This window comes from Candidatus Cybelea sp. (genome assembly GCA_036489315.1).
In the GTDB taxonomy this organism is placed as follows: domain Bacteria; phylum Vulcanimicrobiota; class Vulcanimicrobiia; order Vulcanimicrobiales; family Vulcanimicrobiaceae; genus Cybelea.
This window is the reverse complement of sequence record DASXFZ010000022.1, coordinates 70,543-96,552: the sequence shown is the minus strand read 5'-3', so window position 1 is coordinate 96,552 and position 26,010 is coordinate 70,543. Positions and strand designations below refer to the sequence as shown.

Genomic DNA, 26,010 nt, shown 5'->3' with positions numbered 1-26,010 from the left:
TTTCCTAGATTTTCACCTGGGCGTTGAGGTAGATGTTGAAGGGCTGCAGAACGCCTCCGATGGCGCCATTGTTTCCCAACGTCGGCAGATAGCTTTGCTGAAATGCGGCCGGCGTGCGAGCTTTGTTGGCCGCAAAGTCGTTGATCCCGGTGCCGTTGTAGAAGTTGCTGGGATAGAGGGTGCTATTGAGCGAGCTGCCTGCCGGAGTGTATCCGCAGATGTTGCCGCCCGCCGGATAGTACGAGGTCCAGGGCTCCGACGAGCCTCCGAAGCACGCGTGGAAGAGATTCGTGCCGAGCACCATCAGCCGAATCTTCGGCGTGAGGTCGTAGGTGACTTGCAAGTTGCCGACGAGGAAGTTCGGATTCTGGTACGACCCGAACCCGAAGCTTCCCGTTTGAGGATCGGGAATGTAGAGGTAGCCGAACGCTCCGCTTCCAGCTGAGGTCGTCGTGAGGTAGTTGCACTGCAAGGGATTCGTTTTGGGCGAAAGCTTCGTAATTCCGGTCGACGCCGAGTTGAGCGTGCAGGTGCGCGGATCGAGCCCTTCGATGTCGAGCGGGCTGCCGTAGTAGCCGCCCGATTGGAACGAGAGGCTCGGCGTTACCGCGAGCTTGTGCTTGCGGTAGTTGAGAATCACCGAGGCGACCTCGGGGGAGATATAGCTGATCACCGCGCCATTGAGATTCGGAGCGACCGCGGTCGAGTACGGATTGTACCATCCGTTGGGGTCGATCAAACCCTGCTGCGGCTGCTTGTAATACGGATTGAGAACCGTGTCGAAACCGGCGGCCACCTTGCCGTTCGCGGTGTTGCACGGGACCGGCTTACCCCCCTGATAACACGGGCTGCCGCCGCCGGCCTTGGTCAGGGCGTTGTATTGTGAGATCACTTGGTTCAGAGCGATCGTCGTATTCGGGATGACGCCGCCGGTAGCCAACGGGACGTTTTGAAACTGAACCTTCGAGTTGGTGTACGTGAAGGCGATCTGCCCCGAGAATCCGTCTCGGCTGAAGTCACCTTTGTTCAGCTGAAACTCGGCGCCGTAGACGCGATTAACGCCGACCGGAACCTGGGTTACGAAGCCGGCACCGATGAACGTCTGCTGCTGCCAGTCGTTGACCCAAGTGTAGAAGGGCGTTAGCTTGAGGCTCACGTCGGTGTTACGGAAATGGTGCTCGAGGGACGCGTCGTACTGCGCCGACGAGACGCCCGGAATGGGATGGAACGGTGAATAAAAACCGAGGTTCATCGTATTGTTCCATACCGAGCGTTCGTCGCCCGACGGGCTTAGGTACTGTACCGACGCCGTAATCGGCGGCTGCGTGAAGCGGCCCGCCGAGAAGCGCCAAACGGTGTCGGGCGATTGCGTGTACGTGGCCGAGATTCTCGGTTCCCAATAGTCCAGCGAATACGATGCCGGAGAAGCCGCCGAGAAGTTCGGTGCAGCGACGCCGTTTTGCGTCGTTCCGTTGGGGTGAACCCAGCCGGTGTGGGGGCCCGAAGGGTGAAGGGCCGCCGCCGCTTGATTGCAGTTTCCGTTGACGAACTGCGCCGGCGCCGGCGGAAACTCGCCCGACTGGAGTGGGATCGTTAGGACCTGGTTGGTAGCGGCGAACACGCACGTGTAGTTTGCGGTCATTCCGGCATAGAACGAGTCGCCCGGGGTCAACGAGTCGGGCAAGTTGTAGGTGAAGTTGTCGTACCGTACGGAGGCGTTGACCAAGAACTTGTCGTTCGGGCGAAACTGGTCGCTGAGCGAAGCATTGGTAAAGCGCGGTTGAACCTCATTGAGCGAACCCGTAATATTTCCGCTCCAGAGGCTGTCCCACGTGGCGCCTGCGGGTCCGCCGAAACCGGTCGGGCCGGCCGTCGCGGTGCTGCTCCACGTCGGCGTCACAAAGCACTGCGGGACGGATTTTAGCGCGCAATTAAAGCGCTTGCCGGAGGCTTTGCCCTTGAGATTCGTGTCGTAATAGTCGTTGTTCTCGCCGCTCGTGCCGAGGACGCAAGCTTCTGGCGTCCCTTTTGTCGGGTCGTAGCAGGTGTACTGTCCCCCCGCACCGGCCGTCATGTACCCGATCGGCGAATCCTCGACGCCTGCGATCGCCGAGTTGTTATTGAGGCGGCTGACGCCGGCGGTCGTGTAGTTACCGTTTAGCGTCAAAAGGTTCTGATCGTTGAGCTGGTCTTGAAAATCCAGCGCGCCGCCCGCGGTATGGGTTATCAACTGGTATTGGGCGGCGCCGTTGAAGCCGACCAGCAGCTGCCCAGTCGCACCGTTGAACGGTGCGTTCTCCAGCCAGTCCGAGTAGAAGCTGTAGGCGTACGCTCGCAGGTAGGCCGACTGGCTCAGCGCGTGCGTGTACTGCAGCTTCACGATCCCCGTGTCGTTTTGGTTGACGTCGACATCCGGGTTGTTCAGCGGAAAGGGGCCGTCGAACGCGTGCTGGGGCGTGTCGGGCGCGAAGTACGGGGTCGGCGCCTTGATCGACGACATGCTCTTGGCGATGGGCGTGCCGAACGGCAGATTATAGGCGACTCCGTCTGCGTACGCGAGATAGGTCGGTGCGCATTCCGGTCCTCCCGTCGCCGGGTTGCACGCCGGGAAGATCGACGACGGGATGCTCGCCATCGAGATGATCTGCCCGTTGCGGGAGCATCCGTTGAGCGTCAGCCCGGGGGCGACGGATTCGGGGCCGCACGTCGGCGCCTTATAGTTCGTATTGTAGAGCGAGTAGATGAACTGCCCGTTGCCCGGGCCGACCGCATCGGGAGTCAAGTACGCGTAGTTGTTTTCGGCAGAGCCGCTCCAGAGCAGCTGCACGTCGTCGCGCAGCCCGTTCTTGTAGGGGATTCCCATGTGCAGGTTGACGACGTTTTCTCGATCGGCGATCTGTGACGTCACGCCTGAGAGACCGTTGTAATACTGCCAGCAGCCCTGCTGTCCCAGCGTCGCGACCGGCTGATCCCACTTTTGTCCGTAGAGCGGGCACACGGGCTTGACGCCTTGGCAGGTCCCGATCAGGCAGGTGTAGCCCGTGGACAAGACCTGATTGCTTCCAAACCCGTAGCCGATGGCATTCTCGACGGTGGCGTTGCCCGAAAAATAGTCGCCCGGCGTCATGAAGCTTTCGCCGTTATCGTTGTCGATGATGCCGAAGGCTGAGTTGTAACCGCTCAAGCCTATGTAGTAGCTGAAGGTGCGGTCCGGCGTTGCCCCCGCGAGTTCGAACTGCGCTTGATGGTAGTACAGCGGCGTGCCGATCCCGACGTTCGCGGTCGCGAACCCGGGGAACGTTCCGGTTTTGATGACCTGGTTGATGAAGCCGGAGGTGCCCGCCGATGCGACCGAGGCGGGACCGCCGCCGGTGTAGACTTGAAGTTCCTGCAGCCCCAGCGTGGATTCGGTCGACGAGTTGTAGTTGTCGAACGCGCGGTTCACCGGGATTCCGTCGTACTCGAATCCAGTGTAGTACTGGTTCTGTCCGCGCACGTAGGCCGCGTTGGTCATCCAGCCGGCGCCGGTCATCGATGTCTGAACGCCGGGTACCGACGCCATCGCGGAGTAGGCATTGTTGAGATTGCCTCCCCCGCCAAGGGCCGCGGCCGCCGCTGCCTGCGCGGAGTTTACGCTGTAGAGGTCGCCGCCGACGCCGGACTTGACGAGCGATACCCCCGCCTGCGACGTGACGCGGCCGATCGTCCGCAGCGTCTTGGTCAGGGTCAGCGAGACTTGTTGCGTTTGATCTGCGAACACGACGTTACCCGAGAAGGAGACGGGCTGATACCCGCCCTTGGTTAGGCTGAGCGTGTACGTATCGGGAACGAGCGAGAGCAAAAGAAAGTGACCCGTTGAATCCGTCGTGGCGGCCGCGCTCTGGGACGGCGAAACCGCCTCGACCTTTACTCCCGCGATGGGTGCCCCGGCCGTGTCGCGAACGATGCCGTTGAGATTTCCGGTTACTCCCGCCAGTGCCCACGTTTCCTGGAACAGGAGGAAAGCCAGAAACAGAACGGACGCACGCGTGAAGCGGAGCGTGAGTTGCCGTTTCATTGTTTGCACGATTCCTTCTTGCGTAGAGTTCGAGTGGTGCGTCGAATACGACGCCCTGCTCGCCTTAAGAAAGCCTGGGTTCGCGACCTTTTGATGTTCGTTGACGTACGCGCGAAGCGGACGACTTTCGCATCAACGGCTTTCAACGACGCAAGACACTGCATTGCACAACCGGTTATCGTGTTGCCATGTCGACGACGACGGAGCGGTACGTTTTTACTATGCTGCACCGGGCGAAAGACGAAAGCGCGCTCGCCGCGGTGCCGCTGATCGCATCGCTCTGCCGCCGCACCGGCATCGAATGCTCGACGGCCGCCTTGGCACGCATCGTACGGCGTGCGCTGCCGGGCAGCGATCCCAAGACGGCCCGCCTGCGCAGCGCGATTCTCGACGTCGACTTTGCCCGCACCTCAAGCAACGCGGAGTTAGCCGCTCGCACGGGCATCTCGCGGCGGCACTTTCAGCGCCGGCGTGCCGCGGCGGTCAGCGCGATCGCGCGCTACGCGCAACGGTTCTTGGAAGAGGAGCAGGGTTCGCGGCACGATTCCCGGTCCCAACGAGAGCTGCACGCCTTTTGCGAGGCGCGCGAGCGCGGACTCTCGCTCGAAATGCGCAGCATCGCGAAAAACCTCGTGCGGCTCGCGCCCGATCGCGCCGGGCGGCGGACCGCGCTCGCCTCGCTTGCCGAAGCGAACGTGCACTGCGGCCGAATCGAAGAGGCAACCGGCCTGCTTGAATCGATGGCTCCCGCCGACGCAACGTTGGCGCGCGCAAAGCTCGAGCTTCTTGGCGGCGCAGCCGGCGAAGCAGACGATCTTGCGCGCAAAGCCGCGGCTGCGGGCGCCGCTGCGGAGCGCGACCGTGCGGCGGCCTTGGTATTCGCCTTGCAGGCGTGTCGCGACGGAGTGCGTTCGCTCGAGCCGGTGGTGCCGAAGGTGCCTCCACGCTCGTGGACCGCGCTATCGTGGGAGGTGCAGCGCGCCTGGCAATCGCTGGACTCGGGGCGAATCGCTCGCGCCCGAACGATTGCGACTGCGGTTTTTGCGCGGGCGGAGCGACTCGGTTTTCTCGGAGTCGCCGCTCGGGCCGCGGCTGCGCTTCATTGCGTTGCGTCGGCCGGAAACGACCGCCGCACGGCCCGGGCGTGGTGTTCGATCGCCCTCGCCCGGTTGTTGCGAAGCGGCGATCCCCTAACCGCAGCCGGTCTTTTTCGCGGGCGTGTCGAGATTCGCGAGTTGGACGATCCGTCGCTTGCTGCCCTGTACGAGCGGCTTTGCGCGATAATTCCCCAGATGATCGCCGACTCGCCCGCGCAGCGCGCGGCCGTCTGCGAACTGGTGGCGGCCGTCCTCGAGCGGCAGGTCGACGCGCCGGGCGGCCATCGACTCGCGTCCGCCATCGAGGTCGTGATCCGCGCGGACTCCGCGTTCGCCCACTACGTGCGGGCGTGCTTCGAGCAAGTACACGAGGCGTTCTCGCTCGTTGCGGCGGCAACGCAGTGCCTGCGCTGGAGCGCCGCCGTGCATTGCGCTCGAGAGTCGCTCGGCCCCGTCGCGAGACTGCAGCCGAGTCACCGGCGCGCGATTCCTATCGCACTGACCGGAGGAACTTTGTCACAAATCCCCTTCTTCGAGCATTTGAGGATTGATGATGGAGCGGGCGGAGGCGAAGAACCCAAACCGGACCTCGCCGGTCTACGCGTTCGGATCGTTTCGCTTCGATCCAGCGCGAGCGGTGCTCTTTCACGGCGCGACCACTATTCCGCTGCCGGAGCGTCTCGCGCAGCTGCTGATTTTACTGATTCACGCTAACGGCGACGTCATCGACAAAGAGACGATCGCTTCGAACCTTTGGCCCGCTGCCTCGCTGAGCGACGGCAACCTATCGCAGCACATGTACATGCTGCGGCAGCAGCTCGACGAGCGCGCAAAAGATCGAGCCTACGTCGTGACCGTGCGCGGACGCGGGTATCGTTTCGTCGCTCCAGTTACCGTCGTCGGACCGGTCGCTGCCGAAGGAGCCGCGCCTGCCGAAGACTTCGGCGACGCGCTGCTGAGCTGTGGCGCCGAAGCGTTTGCCCACTACTGCCGCGGCTGCTACCTGCTGGAGAAGCGGACGGCGACGGCGCTCACCGCCGCGACCGAGCAGTTTCAAGCCGCACTGCAGATTGACGCTGAGTACGTCCCGGCGTTGATCGGCTTGGCGCGCGCGCACGCCCTGCAAGCCGAGTACTGGTACGCATCGGGCTCCTACATGTTTCCAAAGGCGAAGGCCGCGATCGTTCGCGCGCTCGAGATCGATCCGGGCTGCGCCGAGGCCCGCGCGACGCTCGGGAACCTCGTCCTGTTTTGCGATTGGAACTGGACGGAGGCCGAGCGGGAAATCGAAAGCGCGGTGCGGCTCAACGCGAAGTCAGTCTGCGTCTACGTCAACGCCGCGTGGTTCTACCTGTGCAAAGGCGCCGGCGCCAAGGCGCTGCGAGCGATCCAGCATGCCCTCGCGATCGAGCCGTCCTCGCCCGCGCTCCAGCTCTCCCTCGCCCGCACGTTCGTGCACACGGGCGAGTACCGTCGCGCGATCGACGTGTTTTCGAGCCTGATCGAAAGCGGGCCCGATTTTTCAATCGCGAGGCGCTATCGCGCGCAAGCCTTTATCCTCTCGAAGCAGCCGGCACGGGCGATCTCGGACCTGCTCTTGCTTCCCCAGGATCGCGCCGAAGATATTGCACTGCGGCTCCCGTTGCTGGGGCGTGCGTACGCCGATTGCGGCGAGAACGAGCGCGCCGAGGGCATCTATCGGACGCTACAGGAGATGTCTCGCACGGAGTTCGTGTGCGAGTTCAATCTCGCCACCGTCGCCGTCGGCCTCGGGCGTCTCGAAACGGCGCTCTGTCATTTGGAAGAGGCGTTCGCGAAGCGCGAGCCGGCGCTGCTCATGCTGCGCAGCTTGCCGTGGTTCGCTCCAATCGAGCAGCGGGCGCGTTTCAAGGCGCTCCTGGCCGCGATTTGGCCTCGTCCCGAGGCGCCCCCGAAGACGCTAGCGTATTATTCGCGCGCGGCGGCGGGGTACACGGCCGGGCTCGGCAGCCCGTTGGCGTCGACGCTGCGAACGCCTAGGATATAGTCGTCCTTCGAAACCGGCACGGTCGCCTGCGTGACGTCGCCGGCGTTGCGTGCGTACTGCCACTGAGACGCGTCGGTCGCTCGCCAGAGAATCTCGTAAGAGGCGGCATCGGCCGCGGGACTCCAGCGCAGCGTCGAGTCGTAGCCCAAGTGCGAGAGCACGAGGCGTACTTTACCCGGCGGCGCCGGGCCCAAGGCGAGGGTCCCCAGCGACGCGACGTTGGCTTCCGTCGCACGCTGTAAATACTGCCAGTCCATGAAAAGGGGCAGGTCTCCGAATTGGACGCCGTCCTGCACGCGAACGTCTTGGTGCTGGTGGGTGAAATTCTCGTGCGCCTCGACGAAACGCACCGCGGAGGCGAAGCCTGCATCCTGGAACGATTCCTGATCGCCGCCTCGCAGAAAGCGATCGGCGCGATAGATCTGCCGCACCGAAAGATCGATGTAGGCGGGCACGACCGAAGCGATAAAGCGAGACAGCTCGCGCGAGGGCGAGTCGTTCTCGGAGCCGACGAGGTTCACACGGGCGATGTCGGTGCCGGCCGGCAGCGCCTGGCTGAAGACGCGAATCACGTTCTTCTCGGAGCTTCCGTCACCGCCGGTGGAGTTACCGATGATATCGTCGTTCAGAACGGCGAGCACGGGCGCGTGGGCTGCCGCCAGCTCCTGCGCGTAGTGATTGCTGCCCCACAGTCCCAGCTCTTCGCCGTCGAAGCACGCGAAGACGATCGTTCCCCGGAAATGCGTACCCGCCATCACGCGCGCGGCCTCCAAGACCGCCGCGACGCTGGAAGCGTTGTCGTCCGCGCCGGGTGCGGTTCCCACGCCGTCGGTACAATGGCCGTCGCAATCGTCGAAGTGGCTCGACATCACGTAGATCCGGCCCGGCTCGCTGCCTTGCAGGGTTGCGATCACGCTCGATTCGGATACCGCCCGGGGTGTCTTGGGCGTCTTTGCCTGCAGGTACGTATCGAGCTTGACCGTCATCCGTCCACCGGTCGTGGCGGCGATCGCTTTGAACCTTGCCGTGATCCAATCGCGCGCCGCGAAGACGCCGTGCGTAGCGGTCGACGTCCGTTCGGAGAAATCGTTGCGCGTTCCAAAGTTTACCAGCGTCTCGACGTCGCTCTTTAGACGGTTGGCGCTGACGGCCGCGACCATCGTCGCGATCGGCGGATAGGGGGCGGTCGCCGGCAAGGCTGCATCGGCGCCGGCGCCCAGCAGCGATCCGGCGGCGACGAAGCAGGCAATCCGCGCAAAACGAGGCAGGTTGAGCAAGGTCATGACCCAACGTTGCACGGCGCCGTGCGATCCTCCTGATGCGCAAGAGGCACTAGCCGCAGAACCCGCCGTCTACGTGCTCCGCTGCCGCGATGGATCGCTCTACACCGGCGCTACGGTTGATTTGCCGCGCCGCCTGCTCGCGCACCGGGAGCGTAAGGCGGCAAAGTATACCCGCGGCCGGCTGCCCGTGTCGCTGCTCGCGTGGTGGCATCCGGGCACCTTTGCGCTGGCAAAATCGCAGGAGGCTCGCTTCAAGCGGCTTACGCGTGCCGCGAAGCTCTCGGCGTTGCGGTCCCGCGAAGTCTACGGCTGCCGAGTTCAACTTGCGGGCGAGGCGTAGCGCCTGCGCGCGGAAAGATAGACATCGCGAGTAACCGCGTGGATCGCCGCGTACGCGGCGGCGTAGTCGTATGCGTCCTTCGTCATGATCGCCAAAACGAACGGATCGCCGCCGTAGGGTGACACGACCGCGACGTCGTTGCGCGTCCCTTCGATCTCGCCGGTCTTGTTAGCCACCGCGGTGTGCGCCGGAAGCGCCGCCGGTATTCCGTCGCGGTCGGTTTGACCGCGCATGATGTCGAGCATCGCGCGGCAGTGACGCGGGCTGACGATCGTCGGGATTCCCTCGTGCGCGCCGAGCTCGATGAGGTAGAGCAGGTGTCCCATATCGGCCGGTGTCGACACGTTGTCGTTGTGATGCGCGATGGCCGAGTAGTCGAGGAACTTGCGCGCGAGGTGCGTTCGAGTCATTCCCGCTCGCTTTCCCACGGCGTTGATCGCGTGGACGCCGAAGTGTCCGATCAGCAGATTCGCGGCCGTGTTGTCGCTCACCGTGATCATCGGGACGATCAGCTCGGCGACGGTAAATCGTTGGCCGTCTCGCGCGCTCGCCATGAAGTCGGAGCCGCCGATCAAATCGCCGCTGCGATAGACGACGACCGCGGAGAGCGCGCCGGGATGCGCCTCCTGCTTCGCATAGGCCGTCGTCATCACGAGCACTTTGATGACCGACGCGGTTGGGAAGTGCTCGCCGGCGTGGTAGGCGGCCAGCGGCGCGCCCGGCACGAGCGTGCGCGCGTAGACGCCGATCCTGCCGGGCAGCTCGCCGGCGATGCGGGCGATGCGGAGATTGAGAGAGCGTGCGACTGCGCGACCGGAAAGCAGGGCGGCGCCGCCGCCGGCCAAGAATGCGGCGCGCTTCACGACCCCGTTCCTTGGTAGTGCCGCAAACCGAAGATCCAGAAAACGTAGGAGGCGCCGAACCACGCTAGGCCGATCGCGGGGGTGACCAAACCGATCGCCGGACTGAGGTGCAGCCCCGTATCGGCCTTCTGCAAAAAGTACGCTGCGGGGAAGTAGTTCATGAAGGCAAACGGCAGAACGAAGGCGAGGACGATGCGCACGCCGCGGTTGTAGATGCTGATCGGGTACCTCGTGAAATCCTGTTCCAGGGACATCACGACCCAGCGCAGCGTGTCGACGCGGATCACCCAGAACGAAAGCGTGGCGATCGCTAACGAAATGCCGAGGTCGATCAGCGCGCCGCCGGCGACGATACACGGAACGAAGAGCACGAAAAACCAGTCGACGCGCACTCCCGCCGCCTGCGTCGCGACGACGAGCGTCGCGACGCCGAGGATCAAGCCGTCGGGCACGATTTGCTGCGGCACGGTCAGGACCTGGAAGAGCGCGTCGAGCGGGCGCACGAGGAAACGGTCGAAGCGGCCTTCGCGCACGTACTCCGGGACGCTGACGACGGTGAAGAACAGCGTGTTGTGGAGTTCGTGCCCGCACATCCAGAGCGCGTAGAGGAAGAATATCTCGCGGAAGCTCCAGCCGTTCATCGACGGAAAGTGCTCCATCGTCACGTAGAGCGCGCCGAGCGCGACGCCGTGGTAGATAATCGTGAAGAAGAACCACATCACGAAGTTGGCTCGGTACTCGAGCATCGTGAGGATATTGATCCGCCAGTACTGCGCGTAGGCGCCGAGCATGTTTAGCCCTTCGTGCCCCTCCGGCGGTTCCCCATCCCCGGCGCAACCCGGCGGGAGGCCCCGGCGGTCAGAGAGGCCATGAGCACGGTAACTTCGCGTCTACCCGTTTTTCAGGTGATCCCGGCCGCGTCGCGGGAGCACGTCGATGCCGGCTGGCTCGATACCTATTATTCGTTCAGCTTCGCGGATTATTACGACCCGGCGAACCTCAACTGGGGGGCGCTGCGCGTCTTCAACGACGATACCATCCAAGGGGGCGAAGGCTTTCCAGAGCACCCGCACCGCGACATGGAGATCGTCACGTACGTCCTTTCCGGAGAACTCGCCCACCGCGACAGCATCGGCAATCACGGTGTCGTCGGGCCCGGCGGGGTCCAGTTCATGAGTGCCGGCACCGGCGTTCGCCATAGCGAGTACAACAACGATCCGGTCGAGCCGCTGCACCTCGTGCAGATGTGGGTTCTCCCGGGGCGTGTAGGAACGCCGCCTTCCTACGGGCAGCTGGCGCTGGACGAAGGCGATCGGCGCGATCGCTGGCTCGACGTGGTCAGCGGCGATCCCGACGTTGCAGCGCCGATTCGAATCACGCAGGACGCGACGTTCAAAGTCGCCCGGCTCAGCGGTGCGGATCGCGTGCTCGAAGCAAAAGTTGCCCCGAACCGATATGGGTTTCTCTTCGTCGCCTCCGGATCGGTGCAAGCGAACGGCAGCGGGCTTTTGGCGGGCGACGCGGTGCGCTTCTACGACGTCCCGGAGCTGCGCGTCAGCGGCGAGGCCGAGCTCGTGCTCTGGGACGTACCCGAGGTCCCCGAAACGGCCCGATAAAAAGCAAAAAGCGAACTGGACCCCCGTTCGTCATCCGCCTTGGATGACGACGCGACGCGCGGCGGCCTGCCAAACCAGTGAGGAGAGCGCGGCGAAGAGTAGGAGCCAGAGGACCTGTACGCCGATGCTGATCGCCCATTGCGAGGGCGGAATGATGCCGACGTAGATCAGCAACGGCGTCGAGTAGATCGCCGCAAACGGCAGTGCGAAGACGAGCCGGCCTAAGAGGCCTGGGAAAAACGTCAACGGGATGATCTGGCCGGAGAGCAGATCGGACGCCCAGCGTACGATCAGCTGTGCGGCAAACGTTTCGAGCGTCCAGAAGGCGATGCAGTTCATCAAGAAGTTGAGAAAAAAGTTCACTCCATAACCGATCGCAAACGTTACGAGGAAGACGCCGAACGTTGCGGGCGGCGGAACGTCGATGTGCACGAGCAGCAACGCGCAGAGCAGCGACGGTATGACGAGCAGCCCGTGCAGCACCGTCTGCCCGAGTCCGTCGCTGAAGAAGTAGAACGGCACGCTGATCGGCTTCATCAAATCGGTCGCGATCGTCCCTTCACGAATCTTTTCGCGAATGAGGCGCGTCGCGTCGACCTCGAGGATCAGCGACATCAACATCGCAACCGTTGCATAGGTGATCATCGAGTGCAGCGGCAGGCCGGCCGGCGCGGCGTTCTGCGTGTAGAGCGCGGTCCAGAGCGAGCGCAGGATATAGACGCGAAGGACCAGCGAGCCGATCTCGGTGAGCACCTCGACCCGGTAGGTAGCCTCGCGCGCGAACGCTTTCTTTGCGAACTCGATATACGGAAGAAGCGCCGCCTCCAAACGGACTCCTAGCGGCCTTTTTGCCGTTTGATCGCCGCTTGGCGGCGCTGCTCCATCTCTTCGAGCTCGAGCATCATGACGTCGACGACTTTGTCGACCTCGGCCACCTGTGTGGGCGGCGGCTCCTCTCCCGAACGACGCGGCGGCTTGACGTTTCGATGCTCGTCGAGCGCGGAGTCTTGCGCGTGAACCTTTCGCAGAAACTTCGAATACGCCTCGGCCGCGCGAGCGCGCGGCGCGTCGGTTCCCTCCAAGTTGAAGACGTCGGCGAAGAACTGTATCTTTGCGTGGAGTTCGGGCGCCTTCTCCGGGGGATAGACGATGGCCGGGTCGCCGAGCGCGATGTGCTGCATTGGAACGCTGCCGCCTTTGGTGAGGCGCGAGTTTACGTGAACGATTGCGCCGAGCGCCACGCCGCTGCCGTCCTCCAGCGTGGCGCCGTTGAATATCTTCGCCCCGCTGGCAATGAAACAGCCGTCTCCGATCGTCGCGCCGACGACGTACGCCTGCGGGCCGACGATGCAGCGGCTGCCGATGCGCAGCGGAAACTGCAGCGCGCTTCCGCCGCTGGCCTTGAGCACGGCGTTCTCCATGACGACCGTGTCGGAACCGATGGTGATCGGGGCGCCCTCCGCGACGACGACCGCGCCGTGCAATATCGCGCAGCCGGCTCCGACCGTTACCTCTCCGCCGATCGTGGCGGTCGGCGCGACGTAAGCGCTCGAGTGGACCTTCGGCCGCTTCGTGTTGCTTGATAGAATCATCGCGCGCCCTCCTTTGGCCGCTCTTCTGGGCGCTCTTCGTAGCCTTCGATGTAGATGCGCCGAATGATCGATTCGAGATCGGGCTCCTCCAGGCTCACGTCCTCTACAGGATATCGCTCGCTCGCTTGCCGCACGAGCAGATCCGCGCGCTGCCGGTTGCGATCGAAGCGGAATCGCGCGACCGAATCCTCGACGCCGGCAAGCTCCGTGCCTTCGAGCTCCGGATGGGCGATCGGCTCGCAGAAACGCACGACGAGCGTGCGGAAGCGGCCGTACTCGCTCTTGATGCGATCGATGTCGCCGTCGTAGATGAGCGAGCCGTTATCGATCAGTACGATTCGCCGGCAGAGCCGCTCCACGTCCGCGAGGTCGTGGGTCGTCAGGACGATCGTTGCGTTGCGCTCGGCGTTGATCCGCGCGATGAACTCGCGAATCGCCTGCTTTGCGACGACGTCGAGCCCGATCGTCGGCTCGTCCAGGTAGACGACGCGCGGGCCGTGCAGTAGTGCCGCCGCAAAATCCCCGCGCATCCGCTGGCCGAGCGACAACTGGCGTACCGGGGTTCGCAGAAAATCCTCCATCTCGAGGATCTCGACAAACTCGCCCAGGTTCCGGCGATAGCGATCGGCGGGAACGCCGTAGATCGCCCGCAGGAGTTCGAATGACTCGATGAGCGGAAGATCCCAATAGAGTTGGCTGCGCTGGCCGAAGACCACACCGATGTTGCGCGCGTTCTCCTTACGGCTTCTCCACGGCACGAGGCCGGCGACTCGGACCTCGCCGGAGGTGGGAACCAGGATGCCGGTGAGCATCTTGATGGTTGTGGACTTGCCGGCACCGTTCGGGCCGATGTAGCCGACCAGCTCGCCGGGCTCGAGCGCGAACGAAACCCCGCCGACGGCGACCCGCTCCTCGTATTCGCGCGTGAAGAGGGAGCGCAGCGCGCCGAGTGCTCCCGGCGTGCGCTTCGTCGTCCGAAAGACCTTGCGCAGGTCGCGCGCTTCTACGATCGGCAGGACACGGCGATTCGCCATTGCGTATTTCATCCCCGGTGATCGTAACGGTCTCGAACGAATACGGATCCGGCGCGCTCGCGATTGCCTCGCGGGCCGCCGAGACGTTGGGATACGACTACGTCGATCGGCAGCTGCCCGTGGTCGTGGCAAAGCGGCTGCGCATCACGCCCGAGGCCGTTGAGGCGAGCGAAGATTCGCCACGGTCGTTGGGAGAGCGGCTGATCGACAGTCTCGAACGCGCGACGCCGGAGCTCGCCGAGGCCGCGGCGACGCAACCGCTCGACGAGGAGCTTGCACAGGCCGTCGCTCAAGCGGTGCGCGACGCTGCATCCGCAGGGCGCTGCGTGATCGTCGGGCGGGGAGCCTACGCGATCCTGGGAGAGCGGCCCGATGTTCTTCGGGTCTTCATGCACGCTCCGCGCGATTGGCGGATAGCCCACGTCGTGAAAACCTCCAACGTCTCCCCCGAAGTCGCGCAGACCGAGGTCGATCGGATCGACCGGGCACGCACCGCCTACATCCGCCAGTGGTACGGGCTGACGTTTGGCGACATGCGGAACTACGATCTCTGCATCGACACGTCGCGCCTCGACGTCGCGCAGAGTTGCGCGACGATCGTGGCGGCCGTGCGAGCGCGCGCGTGACGTTCGCGGCCCCGCTTCGCTATCGCGACTTTCGCCTTCTGTGGATCGGTCTGCTCGTCTCCAACCTTGGGACGTGGATGCAGTTTACGGCGATGGGGTTCTTCGTCGCGAGGATGGCCGGCTCGGCGCATCACGCCGCGCTCGACCTCGGCATACTGGGCGCCGCTCGAGCGATTCCGGTACTGCTCTTCTCGCCGCTGGCCGGAGTCGCCGCCGATGCGCTTCCGCGACGGCGCGTCTTGCTGGTAACCAACACGACGATGGCGCTGGCCGCATTGGTGCTCGCCCTGCTGGCGACGACGAATACCTTGAATCTCGCCGGTCTCGTCGTGCTTTCGGCGGTGAATTCGGCCGCCAACGCGTTCGACTCGCCCGTGCGCCAGAGCTGGGTACCGTTGCTCGTCGACCGCCAATATGTCGGAAACGCGATCGGTCTCAACTCGGTCGCGTTCAACGCGCCGGCGGTCGTCGGGCCGGCCGTCGCGGGCCTGCTGATCGTGTGGATCGGCGTCTCCGGCGCTTTCTATTTCAACGCGGCCGCGACGCTCGCAGTCGTCGTCGCGGTGGTGATGATGAGTCCGTCGCCGCCGGTGGTGCGCCATCGCGAACCGCCGTTGCGCGCGATGCACCAAGGCATCGCGTTCATCGTGCGGCATCCCGCGCTTCGCTGGATCGTCTTCGGTCAGTTCGTTACCGCCATCTTGGTCCGGCCCTACAGCCAGCTCATCGCGGCGTTTACGGTCAACGTTCTGCACGCCGGCCCTCGCGGCTTGGGTTGGGCGGTCTCGGCAATCGGAGTCGGCGGTTTCGGCGGGGCGCTCGTCACCGCGTACTTCGCCGGACGGGAGCGGCGCTCGCGCCTATGGCTCCAATCGGGGATGCTGATGTCGGTCGGGCTGCTCGTGCTGGCGTTCGTCCCGTCGCTGCAGGTGGCGCTGGGCGTGCTGTTTGCGATCGGTGTCGGAACGATGGCGATGATGGGCGCCACGAACACGCTGATTCAGATGCTTTCGCCGGACGAAGTGCGTGGGCGAGCGCTCTCCGTTTACACGATGATTGCCATCGGCGTCGTGCCGCTCGGGTCGCTGGTCGACGGTGCGATCGGCGCGGTAGCCGGGCTGCGCGAAACGTTCGCCTTTGCCGGCGCGGTCTGCGCGGTGCTCTTTGCGGCGACCTGGCTCTGCGCGCCGGCCGTGCGGACCGTATGAAAAAAGCGAGCCGCGTAGGCGGCTCGCTTAATCAATTCCGCACCGGCGGAATCATGAAGGTTCGAGGTTAGGCGGCCTTTTTGCGCCGGACGCGCTTGCGGACTACCTTGCGGGCCACCTTCTTGCGAACGGCCTTGCGGGCTACTTTGCGAGCCACTTTCTTGCGAACCACCTTGCGGGCCACCTTTCTGCGAACCGCCTTGCGGACCGCTTTGCGGCGGACTTTCCTGCGCACGATCTTGCGCGCAACTTTGCGGCGAACGGCCTTACGAACCAGCTTTCGTCGCACCTTCTTGCGGATCGCTTTGCGGACCAACGCTCCCACGACCGCTTTTCTCACGGCCTTGCGAGCGGCTTTCTTTCGAACTGCCATTGTTGGTACGAGTCATCCTTTCTCTGGTCACCAAGCGACCAGGGGTATTGCCCTTCTTATACCGTATTGCGAGCGTCAATGCAAGTTTTGGCCGATGACGGAGCGCGCATCGAAGCGCGCGTAAGCGGGCGACAACACCGTAACGCGGTCGTTTTGATCCATGGATTCCCACTCTCTGCGAGCATCTTCGACGCGCAGTCGCTAGCTCTCGAGCGCGAGTTTTGTGTCGTTCGTCCAGACCTTCGAGGCTCCGGTGCATCGAGCTCGCCCGATGGTCCATATCTAATGGAAACGCTCGCCGCCGACGTCGCACTCGTTCTCGACGCGCTCGGCATCGAGCGTGCGGCGATCGCGGGACACTCGCTGGGCGGATACGTTGCGCTCGCGTTTGCGCGGATGTTTATCGAACGGGTGGAGGGCCTCGCGTTGATTGCTAGCCGCTTGCGGGCCGACACCCCGCAAGAAGCGCGGAGGCGGCGAGAGCTGGCGGATCGCGCCGATCGCGAGAAGAGCATCGAGCCGATTGTCGAGGCCATCGTGCCGCGACTGCTCGCTCCGCAAACCGTTTCAAAGCAGCCGCAAATCGCCGAAAACGTCTATCGCATAGCCCGTGCCAACGATCCGGCGGGTGCGGCCGCGACGCTTCGCGGGATGGCGCTGCGCGCGCCGGCGGAGGATATCGCGGAGGACCTCGACGTACCGGTGCTGGTCATCGCCGGGGCAAACGACACGGTCGTCGGGGAAGAAGAGGCGCGTACGATGACGCGGCATTTTCCGCGCGGCGAGCTGGCGGTTTGCGCGAACAGCGCGCATCTGCCGATGCTCGAGGACCCCGGATGCACCAACGAAGCGCTGCGCGCGTGGCTAGCGCGGCAAGTCTAGTCTAGCGTCAGCACGCTAGCGAATGACTGGGTACTTGTTGCGCCGGAAGAGGTTGTAAACGAAGAAGCAGCCGATGACGATGGCTGCGATGACCGCGGCGATGATGACGGCCTTGAGCGCGAGCAGGAGCAGGTGGCTCAGGATGACCAGGAGCACCAGCCCAACCGCGATGACCGCCGTAAGCCGGAGAAAGAGCGCGAGTGTCGGGTTCACGCCATCATCTACCTTGCGGCGGGGCCGCGGGTTTCAGCGATCGCCCAGCGCCCGGAGGTAATCCAAGGCTCGATAGCCGGCGGCGATCGACGCCCCTGAATCGATCGTACCGTCGGCGAGCATCTCTCGAAAGCGCGCCAGCGTTGCCAGCTCGACCGTCAGATGCTCGGTGGCATCGAGCTGGGGCTCCCGGGTCTTGCGCGCATCGTAGCCTATATAAACGTAGGCGCGCGCGGTCGACCGGACGGGCTCGGGGAGATATTCGGCGGCGGGCTCGCTGCGGGCGACCTCGTAGCCGGTCTCCTCGGTCAGCTCCCGGAGCGCACAGGCCTGCGGGTCCTCGGCGTCCTGCAGCATTCCAGCCGGCAGCTCGAGGTGAATCGAGTCCGCGCCGTATCGGTACTGGCGCACCAGGACGACGTCGCGGTCGGGCGTGAGCGCCAGAATCGTCGCGAAGCCGTAGGACTCGCGGACGTAGTAGTCGGAAACGATCGTGCCGTTCGGGAGCTCGACCTCGTCGGCACGCAAGCGCATGTACGGCGAATTGACGACGTAACTCGAGGATCGGACGCGCCACTGCGGCTTCTCCACAGTAGGCGAAGTGCGACGAAGCGTTTATCCCTCCTTTAACGAAGTGCGCCCCATGCCCGAACGTGTAATGGTTGTCGGCGGTGGAACGATGGGCGCCGGTATCGCACTCCTCGCCGCCGGCGCGGGGTTCCAGGTGACGATCGTCGAGCCGCAAGCGAGCGCGCGCGAGCGCGCCGTCGGTTCGTTTGCTCGCGAGGCAAAGCGTTCGGGCGATGCGTCGCCGGCGCTTCGGATCGAGTGGGCCGATCGCATCGAGCCGCGCGACCGCGTGATGCTTGCGATCGAGGCCGTCCCGGAGGTGTTCGAACTCAAACGGAACGTCTTCCTCGAGCTCGCCAACGCGTTGCCTGCCGATGCACTACTGGCGTCGAATACTTCGTCGTTCTCGGTCGGCGAACTCGCCGGTATCGCGCCGAACCCGGCGCGTGTCATCGGTCTCCACTTTTTTAATCCGCCCACGCGCATGCGGCTCGTCGAAGTCGTGCAGGCGGAGCAGACCGCGCAAGAAGCGATCGATCGTGCTTTCGAGTTTGCGGAGCGCTGTGGTAAGACGCCGGTTCTCGTCGCGGATACTCCCGGCTTCATCGTGAATCGCGTCGCGCGTCCATACTATCTGCAGGCACTGCGCGCGCTCGAACGCGGCGTCGCCTCGGTACCGGAGCTCGACGCGCTCGCGCGTTCTGCCGGCTTTGCGATGGGGCCGTTCGAGCTGATGGATCTCATCGGCCTCGACGTCAATTTGGCGACCAGCGAGTCCGTCTACCAAAGAACCGAGGCGGAGCGGCTCGAACCCGCGCAAAGCCAGCGTATCATGGTTGCGGAAGGACTGCTCGGGAGAAAGTCCGGACAGGGATTCTACTCGTACGCAGACGGCAAGGCGGAGCGCTTTGAGCCCGAGGCGGCGCAAATTGACGAGCAGCCCAATGCCGACGAAGTCGTGGCGATCGTCGGGCTCGGCGTCCACGCACAGGACCTCGCGGAGCTGATCGGCCAGCGCTATGCGAACGTCCAAGTCGTCGCCAACGATGAGATGCTCGACGAAGTGCTGCCGGAGAGCACGATCATCGTCGATGCCGGCGATGGCGCTTCCGACCGCAGCGAGATCATTGCGCAACTCGATGCGGCGTTTGAAAAAGAATGCATCATCATCGCCGACGCGTACGCGACGAACCTTTCCGCAAGCGCGCGGCGAATGCGGCACGGCGAGCGGCTCGTGGGGTTCGGCGCTCTCGGTTCGGTCGCGAGCCAGTCCGCCGTCGAGATCGTCAACTCGGAGGAAGCCTCCGACGACGCGCTGGAGCTCGCGCAAGAGCTCTTCGCTTCGATCGGCAAAGCAGCAATTCTGGTCGAGGACGTGCCGGGGCTGTTTTTGGGAAGGACAATCGGTTCGATCGTTAACGAGGCGATGATTGCCGTTGCCGAGGACGTCGCGTCTCCGGAGGACGTCGACGAGGCGATGATGCTCGGTGCGAACTATCCGGGCGGCCCCATAACCTGGGGGCGCGAGATCGGCGGCACGCGCGTACGCACCATTCTCAAGCGGCTCGCCGATGCCGAGGGAGAGCAGTTCGCGCCCCATCGTTCGCTCTGGCTTCTCGACGTCGAAGCCGTGCCGGCGCAGGAGACGCCGGAATGAGCCGCGAGGTTTGGGTCATCGACGCCGTTCGGACGCCGATCGGCCGATACGGCGGACGACTGGCGTCGGTGCGACCCGACGACCTTGCTGCCGTCGCAGTGCGCGCGATCGTCGAACGCACGCGCGTCGCACCGGAGCGCATCGACGACGTGTATTTCGGTGCCGCCAACCAGAGCGGAGAGGATAATCGCAACGTCGCGCGGATGGCCGTGCTGCTTGCGGATCTGCCGCTCGAGATTCCCGGAACGACGCTCAACCGTCTTTGCGGTTCGAGCCTCCAAGCGATCAACTCGGCGGCGCAAGCCATTGCTTTCGGGGAGGGCGACGTCATGATTGCCGGCGGGGTCGAATCGATGACGCGCGCGCCCTACGTTCTGCCCAAAGGCGAGTCGCCGTTTGCGCGAGGACAGCAGATCTTCGATACCGTTCTCGGCTGGCGCATGATCAATCCGAAGATGCCGCCGGAGCATACGGTATCGCTCGGCGAGACCGCCGAGAACGTCGCTGCGCAGTACGGCATCACGCGCGAAGCGCAAGACCGGTTCGCCTTTGAGTCGCAGATGAAGTGTAAAGCCGCGGTCGAACGCGATGCTTTCGCGCCGGAGCTGGTCTCGGTAGCGGTAGCGGCAGCGGGTGCGCCGCCAAGCGAGGTAACCCAAGACGAACATCCACGCCCGGCCACCACGATCGAAGCGTTGAGCAAGCTAAAGCCCGCGTTTCGAAAAGACGGGAGCGTAACGGCCGGCAACTCTTCGGGCATCAACGATGGTGCGGCTGCCGTGCTGCTCTGCGAGGCGGACGCGGCGCGGAGCCTCGGCCTGCGCCCGATGGCGCGCTTCATCGCATCGGCTTGCGCCGGGGTTGCACCCAGCGTTATGGGCTTAGGGCCGATTCCTGCAACGCGCAAGGCCTTGGCCCGCGCGAAACTCGGCGTCGAACGGCTCGATCTGATCGAGATCAACGAGGCGTTTGCCTCCCAAGCAATCGCGTGCATGCGCGAGCTCGGATTCGATCCCCAGAGAACCAACGTCAACGGCGGCGCGATCGCACTCGGGCATCCGCTGGGAGCCAGCGGCGCGCGCATCGTCACGACCCTGCTGCACGAGATGGAGCGCAGGCGGGCGCGCTACGGCCTCGCCACGATGTGCATCGGCGTCGGCCAGGGGATTGCAACGGTATTCGAGCGGGTCGAGTAGAAGGCGCCGGAGATGACTTCAACGCAGACGATGCCCAAAACGCAGCTTCTGATCGGCGGAGCGTGGCGAGATGCCGCGGACGGGGCGACGTACGAAATTCGAAACCCCGCGACCGGTGTCAAGCTTGCCGAAGTTGCGGATGCGACCAAAGACGATCTCAACGATGCGGTCGCTGCCGCTCGCCGGGCCTTCGATACCGGAAAGTGGGCGACGATGGCCGCATCGCGCCGCGCAAAGGTTATTTACAAACTGTCGCAGCTGATCGCCGAGCACGCCGACGAGCTCGCGCTGCGCGAGGTGCGAAACAACGGCAAGACGATCGGAACCGCGCGCGGCGAGCTCTCCGCGATCGTCGATACGTTCGAGTTCTATGCCGGAGCGGCAACCAAGAACTACGGCGACACGCTCCCGCCGCCGCTGCCGACCTATCTCGCGAACACCGTGCGCGAACCGGTCGGCGTCGTCGGCGCGATCGTCCCTTGGAACTTTCCCATGCTGCTGGCATCGTGGAAGGTTGCGCCCGCGCTCGCCGCCGGGTGCACGATCGTGCTCAAGCCGGCGCACGTGACGCCGCTTACGGCCATCGAGTTGGGAAGGCTCGCCCTGGAAGCCGGCGTACCCGAAGGCGTTCTCAACGTCGTAACCGGATCGCGCAGCGGCTTGGGCGCCCTGCTCGTCGAGCATCCTGGGGTCGACAAGATTGCGTTCACCGGGTCTACCGAAACCGGCAGAACCGTTGCCGCGGCGGCGGCTAGAACGCTCAAACGGGTTACGTTGGAGTTAGGCGGCAAGTCGCCGTCGGTCATCTTCGACGATGCGGACGTCGACGCGGCGATCGCCGGTGCGCTCTACGGCGTTTACTATAACGCGGGTCAGTGCTGCGAAGCCCGTTCGCGGATCCTCGTTCACACGCCGATCTTCGATCGCTTCGCGGAGGGCTTCGCGCAGAAAGCGCAGCGGCTGCGCGTCGGCGATCCCGAGGATACGCAGACGCAGATCGGGGCGATTACCACGACGGAGCAGTTCGAGAAGATTCGCAGCTATTGCGAGGTTGGCGCTGCCGAAGGGGCGCGCGCGCTCTTCGGCGGAGGCTCCCCGACGCTCGGCGATTCGTTCGAAGGCGGGACGTTCTGGAATCCGACGGCATATGAAGCCCAAAGCTCGCACCGCATCGTGCGGGAGGAGATCTTCGGGCCGGTCGCGGTCTTGGTCCGTTTCGACGACGAAGCGCAGGCAATCGCGCTGGCCAACGACAGTGAATACGGTTTGGCTGCGAGCGTCTGGACTTCGAACATTGGACGCGCGAACCGCGTCGCGCGCGCAATCCGCAGCGGTTCGGTTGCGATCAATACGCCGTACGCGGTCTTTCCCGGCGTTCCGTTCGGCGGGTACAAAGCCTCCGGATACGGCCGCGAGCTGGGAATGGAGACGATGCGTCTCTACAGCGAAACCAAAAGCGTCCTCACCTACATCGGAGAGAGACCGATGGATCCGTTTCGAGTATAGCGGCTGGGGCATGGTGGAAGGATTCAAGATCGGCCAGCGCTACAACACGACATACGGTACGCTGTGGAAAGACGGAACGTACTTTCCGCGCGGTACGGAGGTCAGCGTGGTCGGACTGCATCTCGAACAGGGATTCTGCGTCCGCTTTCCAGCAACGGCCGAGGGGGAGCCGCTCGAGACATGGGAGGACTGGAGCGAGGTTGATTTTCTAGCCGAACACGGTACCGTAGAGCCGCCGAATCGCCCGCTCTCGGGCGCCGTGCTGGCCGAGGCGCGCGACGTGCTGTCGGACGCGGAAGACGGCTGCCACCTTCACCTGCATGAGGACGACTGAAGGTCGCCCGGAACCCAAGGTACCTACGTTCCCAGCAGGATCGTGCTCGTCTGCCAGATCTCCCAGTCGGCACACTCCGACGAGCTGTGGCCGGATCCGAAGTCTGCAACCCAGCAATACGTCTTCTTCGGGTCGAGCATCAAGAAGTGTACGAACCCCTTTTTACCGGTTGTCTCTGTGTCGAACGGCGTGCCCGGACGAGGGCTCGTTGGGTTCGCCGGCGTTGAGATCGCGACCGGAATCATTGGTTGCGGCGTGCTGTTGATCGTTACTTCGACGGTAGCTTTGTGATCTTTGGGATTTGGCGAGGGCGACGCGGGCGAACTCGACGGAGTCGGAGTCGTCGAGGTGGAGCTGTGGCAGGCGGCGACGGCCAGCGCGGCAACGGCTAGTGCGATCATGAGGCGTTTCGGCATGGGCGGGTCGCTTCGACGTGCGCAACGCCTGCCCCGTCCGCTCACTGCGCGCAAAGATGAAAGAACCGTTGTGATTTCTTTTCGATCGCGGCGTAGTACTCGCGAAAGAGCGCTGCCGCCGCCGTCCCCGGCCAGTGCGCCGGAAGGAGCTCGCTAGGGAGGCCCGGGTCTACATAGGTAAATCGCCGGTAGTCGTGGACCAGCCAGAGCCGCTCGACGAGAGCGGCTTCGTCGCCTAGGTCGCCGTGTGAGAGTTCGCGCTCGAACCGGGGGCTGTATCGGGCGACGAACTCCCGATATGCCGCCGCGATTCTGTTGACGTCCCAGCATCGATCGAGCAGTTCGCGATCGCGCAACGGGCCGCTGTATTGGGCCGTAAAGAGATGAATGGCGTCGAGAGTCTCGGTCGCCGCCGCCGCCTCCCGGGCCGCCCCCAGCGTATCCGAGGGCGATATCCACGTTGACGGGGAGAGCGGAGCCCAACCGAGCGCCGAGAGCTCCTTGCGGAGGCGTTCGCGGTGCCGGCGGTGCGCCTCGCCGATCGCGTAGCTCAGCAGGCGCCAACGGCCGTCCCACTCGATGACCGGCCCGTAGATACGGGGGCTGAGCTCTTCGATTCTTCGGCGGCCCCGGGGAGTGACGGCATAGTACGCCCGGTTTCCCTCACGGCGCGCGACCAGCCAGCCCTGCCGGCTCATCCGTGAAACGGCCTGGCGTACCGCCTGGGAAGAGATTCCAAAGGATGCCATGATCCGGATCAAGGCCCCAATCCAGAGCGTTCCGTCGGGTTCGAGTCGATGCACCATATCGCCGTAGAGCGTGAAAATGAACGAATTCGGGCGGCTTACGGCTCGGGGAGCGACGGGCGCCGACTCAGGCATTTCTGCGATTCTTCCTCCTTAGAAGAGGACCGCCCGCTTCACTTGACTTTCCCGGGCGCGGGCCGTAATATGACGGTATTCTCGCCGTTCGCGAAATTTCCGTTATACGATTGAGGCAGCAAAAATGAACCGTGTATCGACCTTTGACGACTGGATCGGGATGCTGGATGAGTGGCGCCGCGACATCGGGCTCGACCGTGAGCTCGTCGACCGCTTTATGCCCGGCTATCGCTTCGAGGCCAAATACGGCGAACTGCCGACGCCCGAGATCTACTTCGGCGATTTCAAGGGGGACCGCCGCTGGGAGCGTGTCCGCGAGATCCCCGATCAGCGGATGCGCGACGCCGTGCTCAATATGGTCGTTTATCAGGGCGACACCGAGTTTGCCTCCAACGAGCAACAGCGGTTTCTCGTAAACAACGCACCCAGCGAATACGATCTGGCGTCGCTGGTCCGCATCATGGTCGAAGAGACTCGTCACGGTTATCAGATGTGCCACCTGATGGTCGAGCACTTCGGCAGCGAGGGCAAAATCGAGGCGCAGAAAATGCTCGAACGGCGCGCGTTCGGAAAGAAGAACCGGCTGCTCAATGCGTTCAACGAGGACGTTACGCACTGGCTCGACTTCTTCGCCTACACGAACTTCATGGACCGCGACGGCAAGTTCCAGCTGACGATGCTCTCGCACTCGAGCTTTGCGCCCTTAGCCTCTTCAATGGGGCCGATGCTGCGCGAAGAGGCCTTCCACATGGGAACGGGGATCACGGGTCTGCGACGCATCGCCAAGGCCGGCGTGATTCCGGTCGAGATCCAGCAGAAGTACTACAACAAGTGGATCTCGGGTTCGCTCGACCTTTTCGGCACCGATCACTCCGGCTCGGCGCAGTGGGCCTATACCTGGGGCATTAAGGGCCGGGTCGATGAGGATAAGGCCGGCGACGCAGCCGACAAGGAACACCTCAACGAACGCGCTCGCCGGCAGTTTTACGACGAAGTTGCGGCGACGGTCGCGCGCGTGAACGAAGTCAACGCCGCCGAGACGGCTTTCTACGTTCCCGACATGCGTTTCAATCGAATGATCGGCGAGTTCGCGGGTCAGCGCTACAGCGTCGACGGCCGCAAGCTGAGCGAAGCGGAGTGGGAAACCTACGCGCGCGGCGTTTTGCCGAACGCCGCCGACGACGCCACCCTCAAAGAATTTTTCAAAGATCCCAACTGGATCGCCCCTAAAGGAAAACTCGCATGAACCACGGCTGCCGGCGATCCAGTCGGGGCCCCGTTTTTTTAACCGGCGCTGCGTCCTTCGGACTCCGCGCCCCCCGTGCGCAAAGCGCACGGGGCCCCCGCTGGATCGCCCCTAAAGGAAAACTCGCATGACAACGACCGTTAACGGACCCGCACAACAGACGCCCTTCGGCCGCGAGGCGCGCACGCTCGATACCAAGCGCGTCATTAACTATTGGAAAGACGGCCACGTCGGATTCGTCGAGATGGACGACCCGCCTGCAAACACCTACACCCACGAGATGATGCGTCAGCTGGACGAAGCGATTTTGGACGCGCGCTTCGATCCCGAAGTCGAAGTCATCGTGCTCACCGGCAAAGGCGAGAAGTTCTTCTCGGCCGGCGCGAACATCGGGATGCTCAACCAAGTGACGCCCGAGTTTAAGTACATGTTCTGTTTGCACGCCAACGAGACGCTGTCGCGCCTGGAACAAACGCCGAAGCTCGTCGTCGCCGCGCTCAACGGCCACTGCATCGGGGGCGGTCTGGAGATCGCAATGGCGGCCGACCTGCGGATCGCACGCAAAGACGCAGGGAAGATCGGCCTTCCGGAAGTCGCGCTCGGCGTGCTTCCCGGCACCGGCGGCACGCAGCGATTGGCGAGGCTCGTCGGCAAGTCGCGCGCGATCGAGCTGATGACGACCGGCAAGACGGTCAGCTTCGAACAGGCGCTGGACTGGGGCATGATCAACGACCTCTTCGAAGGCAGCGCGGCCGAGTTCCGCGAGCAAATCACCGATTACGCAAAACAGTTCTGCTCGCCGAACAAGGCGCCGATGGCCGTCGGCCATATCAAACGCAGCGTGCAGACCGGCGCGGAGTTGCCGCTCCAGGATGCGCTCGCGCTCGAACGCGAACTGCAATCGCTGCTTTTCAAGAGCGAAGACGCCAAAGAAGGCCTCGCTGCTTATAACGAAAAGCGCGTCGCCCGCTTCAAGAACAAGTAGAGGTTCACC

At 64.0% G+C, this 26,010-nt stretch carries 25 protein-coding genes; 13 read left to right on the top strand and 12 right to left on the bottom strand.

Going from position 1 to position 26,010, the window contains the following annotated elements:
* Positions 1 to 4 precede the first annotated feature (4 nt).
* A complete protein-coding gene (locus VGG51_05840; GenBank protein ID HEY1882547.1) occupies positions 5 to 4,057 on the bottom strand; it encodes a TonB-dependent receptor in 4,053 nt (1,350 codons plus the stop codon).
* A 188-nt stretch (positions 4,058 to 4,245) separates the two neighbouring features.
* Between VGG51_05840 and VGG51_05835 the strand changes: the two genes are divergently transcribed.
* Together VGG51_05835 and VGG51_05830 are read left to right on the top strand one after the other, a co-directional pair.
* Complete coding sequence (locus VGG51_05835) at positions 4,246 to 5,868, top strand: hypothetical protein (GenBank protein HEY1882546.1); 1,623 nt, start codon at positions 4,246 to 4,248, stop codon at positions 5,866 to 5,868.
* Positions 5,792 to 7,180: a tetratricopeptide repeat protein gene (locus VGG51_05830; GenBank protein HEY1882545.1), complete on the top strand. Its 1,389-nt coding sequence runs from the start codon at positions 5,792 to 5,794 to the stop codon at positions 7,178 to 7,180. Before VGG51_05835 ends, VGG51_05830 begins: the two co-directional genes overlap by 77 nt.
* On the opposite strand, the gene VGG51_05825 is transcribed toward VGG51_05830, so the two are convergent.
* On the bottom strand, positions 7,102 to 8,463 hold the full coding sequence (locus tag VGG51_05825; protein ID HEY1882544.1) for a M28 family metallopeptidase: 1,362 nt from the start codon (positions 8,461 to 8,463) through the stop codon (positions 7,102 to 7,104). The two genes, VGG51_05830 and VGG51_05825, sit on opposite strands and share 79 nt — an antisense overlap.
* Here VGG51_05825 and VGG51_05820 point away from each other — a divergent pair.
* The gene (locus VGG51_05820) at positions 8,462 to 8,803 is read left to right on the top strand and encodes a GIY-YIG nuclease family protein (GenBank protein HEY1882543.1); all 342 of its coding nucleotides are present in this window, start codon (positions 8,462 to 8,464) and stop codon (positions 8,801 to 8,803) included. The two genes, VGG51_05825 and VGG51_05820, sit on opposite strands and share 2 nt — an antisense overlap.
* Here the strand turns inward: VGG51_05820 and VGG51_05815 are convergent.
* The gene (locus tag VGG51_05815; GenBank protein HEY1882542.1) at positions 8,782 to 9,666 is read right to left on the bottom strand and encodes a serine hydrolase; all 885 of its coding nucleotides are present in this window, start codon (positions 9,664 to 9,666) and stop codon (positions 8,782 to 8,784) included. The genes VGG51_05820 and VGG51_05815 overlap by 22 nt on opposite strands.
* Positions 9,663 to 10,457 (bottom strand): ABC-2 family transporter protein, encoded by a 795-nt coding sequence (locus VGG51_05810; protein ID HEY1882541.1) that lies wholly within the window; start codon positions 10,455 to 10,457, stop codon positions 9,663 to 9,665. The genes VGG51_05815 and VGG51_05810 overlap by 4 nt, the downstream gene beginning before the upstream one ends.
* 78 nt (positions 10,458 to 10,535) lie before the next feature.
* Here VGG51_05810 and VGG51_05805 point away from each other — a divergent pair, with 78 nt between their 5' ends.
* Positions 10,536 to 11,282, top strand: coding sequence for a pirin family protein (locus tag VGG51_05805; GenBank protein HEY1882540.1), 747 nt, complete (start codon positions 10,536 to 10,538; stop codon positions 11,280 to 11,282).
* A gap of 30 nt (positions 11,283 to 11,312) precedes the next feature.
* Here the strand turns inward: VGG51_05805 and VGG51_05800 are convergent, their stop codons facing one another.
* Genes VGG51_05800 through VGG51_05790 form a run of 3 tightly spaced genes read right to left on the bottom strand, consistent with a single transcriptional unit; the run spans position 11,313 to position 13,908 of the window.
* Positions 11,313 to 12,110 carry an ABC-2 family transporter protein gene (locus VGG51_05800; GenBank protein HEY1882539.1) on the bottom strand — a complete coding sequence of 266 codons (798 nt, stop codon included), beginning with the start codon at positions 12,108 to 12,110 and terminating at the stop codon, positions 11,313 to 11,315.
* Between the two features lie 8 nt (positions 12,111 to 12,118).
* Positions 12,119 to 12,874: a hypothetical protein gene (locus VGG51_05795; GenBank protein HEY1882538.1), complete on the bottom strand. Its 756-nt coding sequence runs from the start codon at positions 12,872 to 12,874 to the stop codon at positions 12,119 to 12,121.
* Positions 12,871 to 13,908, bottom strand: a complete 1,038-nt coding sequence (locus VGG51_05790; protein ID HEY1882537.1) for an ATP-binding cassette domain-containing protein — start codon at positions 13,906 to 13,908, stop codon at positions 12,871 to 12,873. Before VGG51_05790 ends, VGG51_05795 begins: the two co-directional genes overlap by 4 nt.
* A gap of 17 nt (positions 13,909 to 13,925) precedes the next feature.
* On the opposite strand from VGG51_05790, the gene VGG51_05785 reads away from it, so the two are divergent.
* Positions 13,926 to 14,534: a cytidylate kinase-like family protein gene (locus VGG51_05785; GenBank protein HEY1882536.1), complete on the top strand. Its 609-nt coding sequence runs from the start codon at positions 13,926 to 13,928 to the stop codon at positions 14,532 to 14,534.
* Complete coding sequence (locus VGG51_05780; GenBank protein HEY1882535.1) at positions 14,531 to 15,742, top strand: MFS transporter; 1,212 nt, start codon at positions 14,531 to 14,533, stop codon at positions 15,740 to 15,742. The genes VGG51_05785 and VGG51_05780 overlap by 4 nt, the downstream gene beginning before the upstream one ends.
* A gap of 67 nt (positions 15,743 to 15,809) precedes the next feature.
* Here the strand turns inward: VGG51_05780 and VGG51_05775 are convergent, their stop codons facing one another.
* The gene (locus tag VGG51_05775; GenBank protein ID HEY1882534.1) at positions 15,810 to 16,058 is read right to left on the bottom strand and encodes a hypothetical protein; all 249 of its coding nucleotides are present in this window, start codon (positions 16,056 to 16,058) and stop codon (positions 15,810 to 15,812) included.
* A 135-nt stretch (positions 16,059 to 16,193) separates the two neighbouring features.
* Between VGG51_05775 and VGG51_05770 the strand changes: the two genes are divergently transcribed.
* Complete coding sequence (locus VGG51_05770) at positions 16,194 to 16,997, top strand: alpha/beta hydrolase (GenBank protein HEY1882533.1); 804 nt, start codon at positions 16,194 to 16,196, stop codon at positions 16,995 to 16,997.
* A gap of 15 nt (positions 16,998 to 17,012) precedes the next feature.
* On the opposite strand, the gene VGG51_05765 is transcribed toward VGG51_05770, so the two are convergent.
* Positions 17,013 to 17,210 carry a hypothetical protein gene (locus tag VGG51_05765; protein HEY1882532.1) on the bottom strand — a complete coding sequence of 66 codons (198 nt, stop codon included), beginning with the start codon at positions 17,208 to 17,210 and terminating at the stop codon, positions 17,013 to 17,015.
* Between the two features lie 33 nt (positions 17,211 to 17,243).
* Positions 17,244 to 17,801 carry an NUDIX hydrolase gene (locus VGG51_05760; protein HEY1882531.1) on the bottom strand — a complete coding sequence of 186 codons (558 nt, stop codon included), beginning with the start codon at positions 17,799 to 17,801 and terminating at the stop codon, positions 17,244 to 17,246.
* Between the two features lie 52 nt (positions 17,802 to 17,853).
* Here VGG51_05760 and VGG51_05755 point away from each other — a divergent pair, with 52 nt between their 5' ends.
* Genes VGG51_05755 through VGG51_05740 form a run of 4 tightly spaced genes read left to right on the top strand, consistent with a single transcriptional unit; the run spans position 17,854 to position 22,473 of the window.
* A complete protein-coding gene (locus tag VGG51_05755) occupies positions 17,854 to 19,437 on the top strand; it encodes a 3-hydroxyacyl-CoA dehydrogenase NAD-binding domain-containing protein (GenBank protein ID HEY1882530.1) in 1,584 nt (527 codons plus the stop codon).
* Entirely contained in the window at positions 19,434 to 20,633 is a 1,200-nt protein-coding gene (locus tag VGG51_05750) for an acetyl-CoA C-acyltransferase (GenBank protein ID HEY1882529.1), read from the top strand. Before VGG51_05755 ends, VGG51_05750 begins: the two co-directional genes overlap by 4 nt.
* 12 nt (positions 20,634 to 20,645) lie before the next feature.
* Positions 20,646 to 22,139, top strand: coding sequence for an aldehyde dehydrogenase family protein (locus tag VGG51_05745; GenBank protein ID HEY1882528.1), 1,494 nt, complete (start codon positions 20,646 to 20,648; stop codon positions 22,137 to 22,139).
* A 10-nt stretch (positions 22,140 to 22,149) separates the two neighbouring features.
* The gene (locus tag VGG51_05740) at positions 22,150 to 22,473 is read left to right on the top strand and encodes a hypothetical protein (GenBank protein HEY1882527.1); all 324 of its coding nucleotides are present in this window, start codon (positions 22,150 to 22,152) and stop codon (positions 22,471 to 22,473) included.
* A gap of 23 nt (positions 22,474 to 22,496) precedes the next feature.
* On the opposite strand, the gene VGG51_05735 is transcribed toward VGG51_05740, so the two are convergent.
* Both VGG51_05735 and VGG51_05730 read right to left on the bottom strand, forming a co-directional pair.
* Positions 22,497 to 22,889 (bottom strand): hypothetical protein, encoded by a 393-nt coding sequence (locus tag VGG51_05735; protein ID HEY1882526.1) that lies wholly within the window; start codon positions 22,887 to 22,889, stop codon positions 22,497 to 22,499.
* A 41-nt stretch (positions 22,890 to 22,930) separates the two neighbouring features.
* Positions 22,931 to 23,770 (bottom strand): PaaX family transcriptional regulator C-terminal domain-containing protein, encoded by an 840-nt coding sequence (locus tag VGG51_05730; protein ID HEY1882525.1) that lies wholly within the window; start codon positions 23,768 to 23,770, stop codon positions 22,931 to 22,933.
* Between the two features lie 124 nt (positions 23,771 to 23,894).
* Here VGG51_05730 and VGG51_05725 point away from each other — a divergent pair, with 124 nt between their 5' ends.
* Positions 23,895 to 25,016, top strand: a complete 1,122-nt coding sequence (locus VGG51_05725) for a Phenylacetic acid catabolic protein (protein ID HEY1882524.1) — start codon at positions 23,895 to 23,897, stop codon at positions 25,014 to 25,016.
* A gap of 127 nt (positions 25,017 to 25,143) precedes the next feature.
* Positions 25,144 to 26,001: an enoyl-CoA hydratase/isomerase family protein gene (locus tag VGG51_05720; protein HEY1882523.1), complete on the top strand. Its 858-nt coding sequence runs from the start codon at positions 25,144 to 25,146 to the stop codon at positions 25,999 to 26,001.
* Positions 26,002 to 26,010 lie beyond the last annotated feature (9 nt).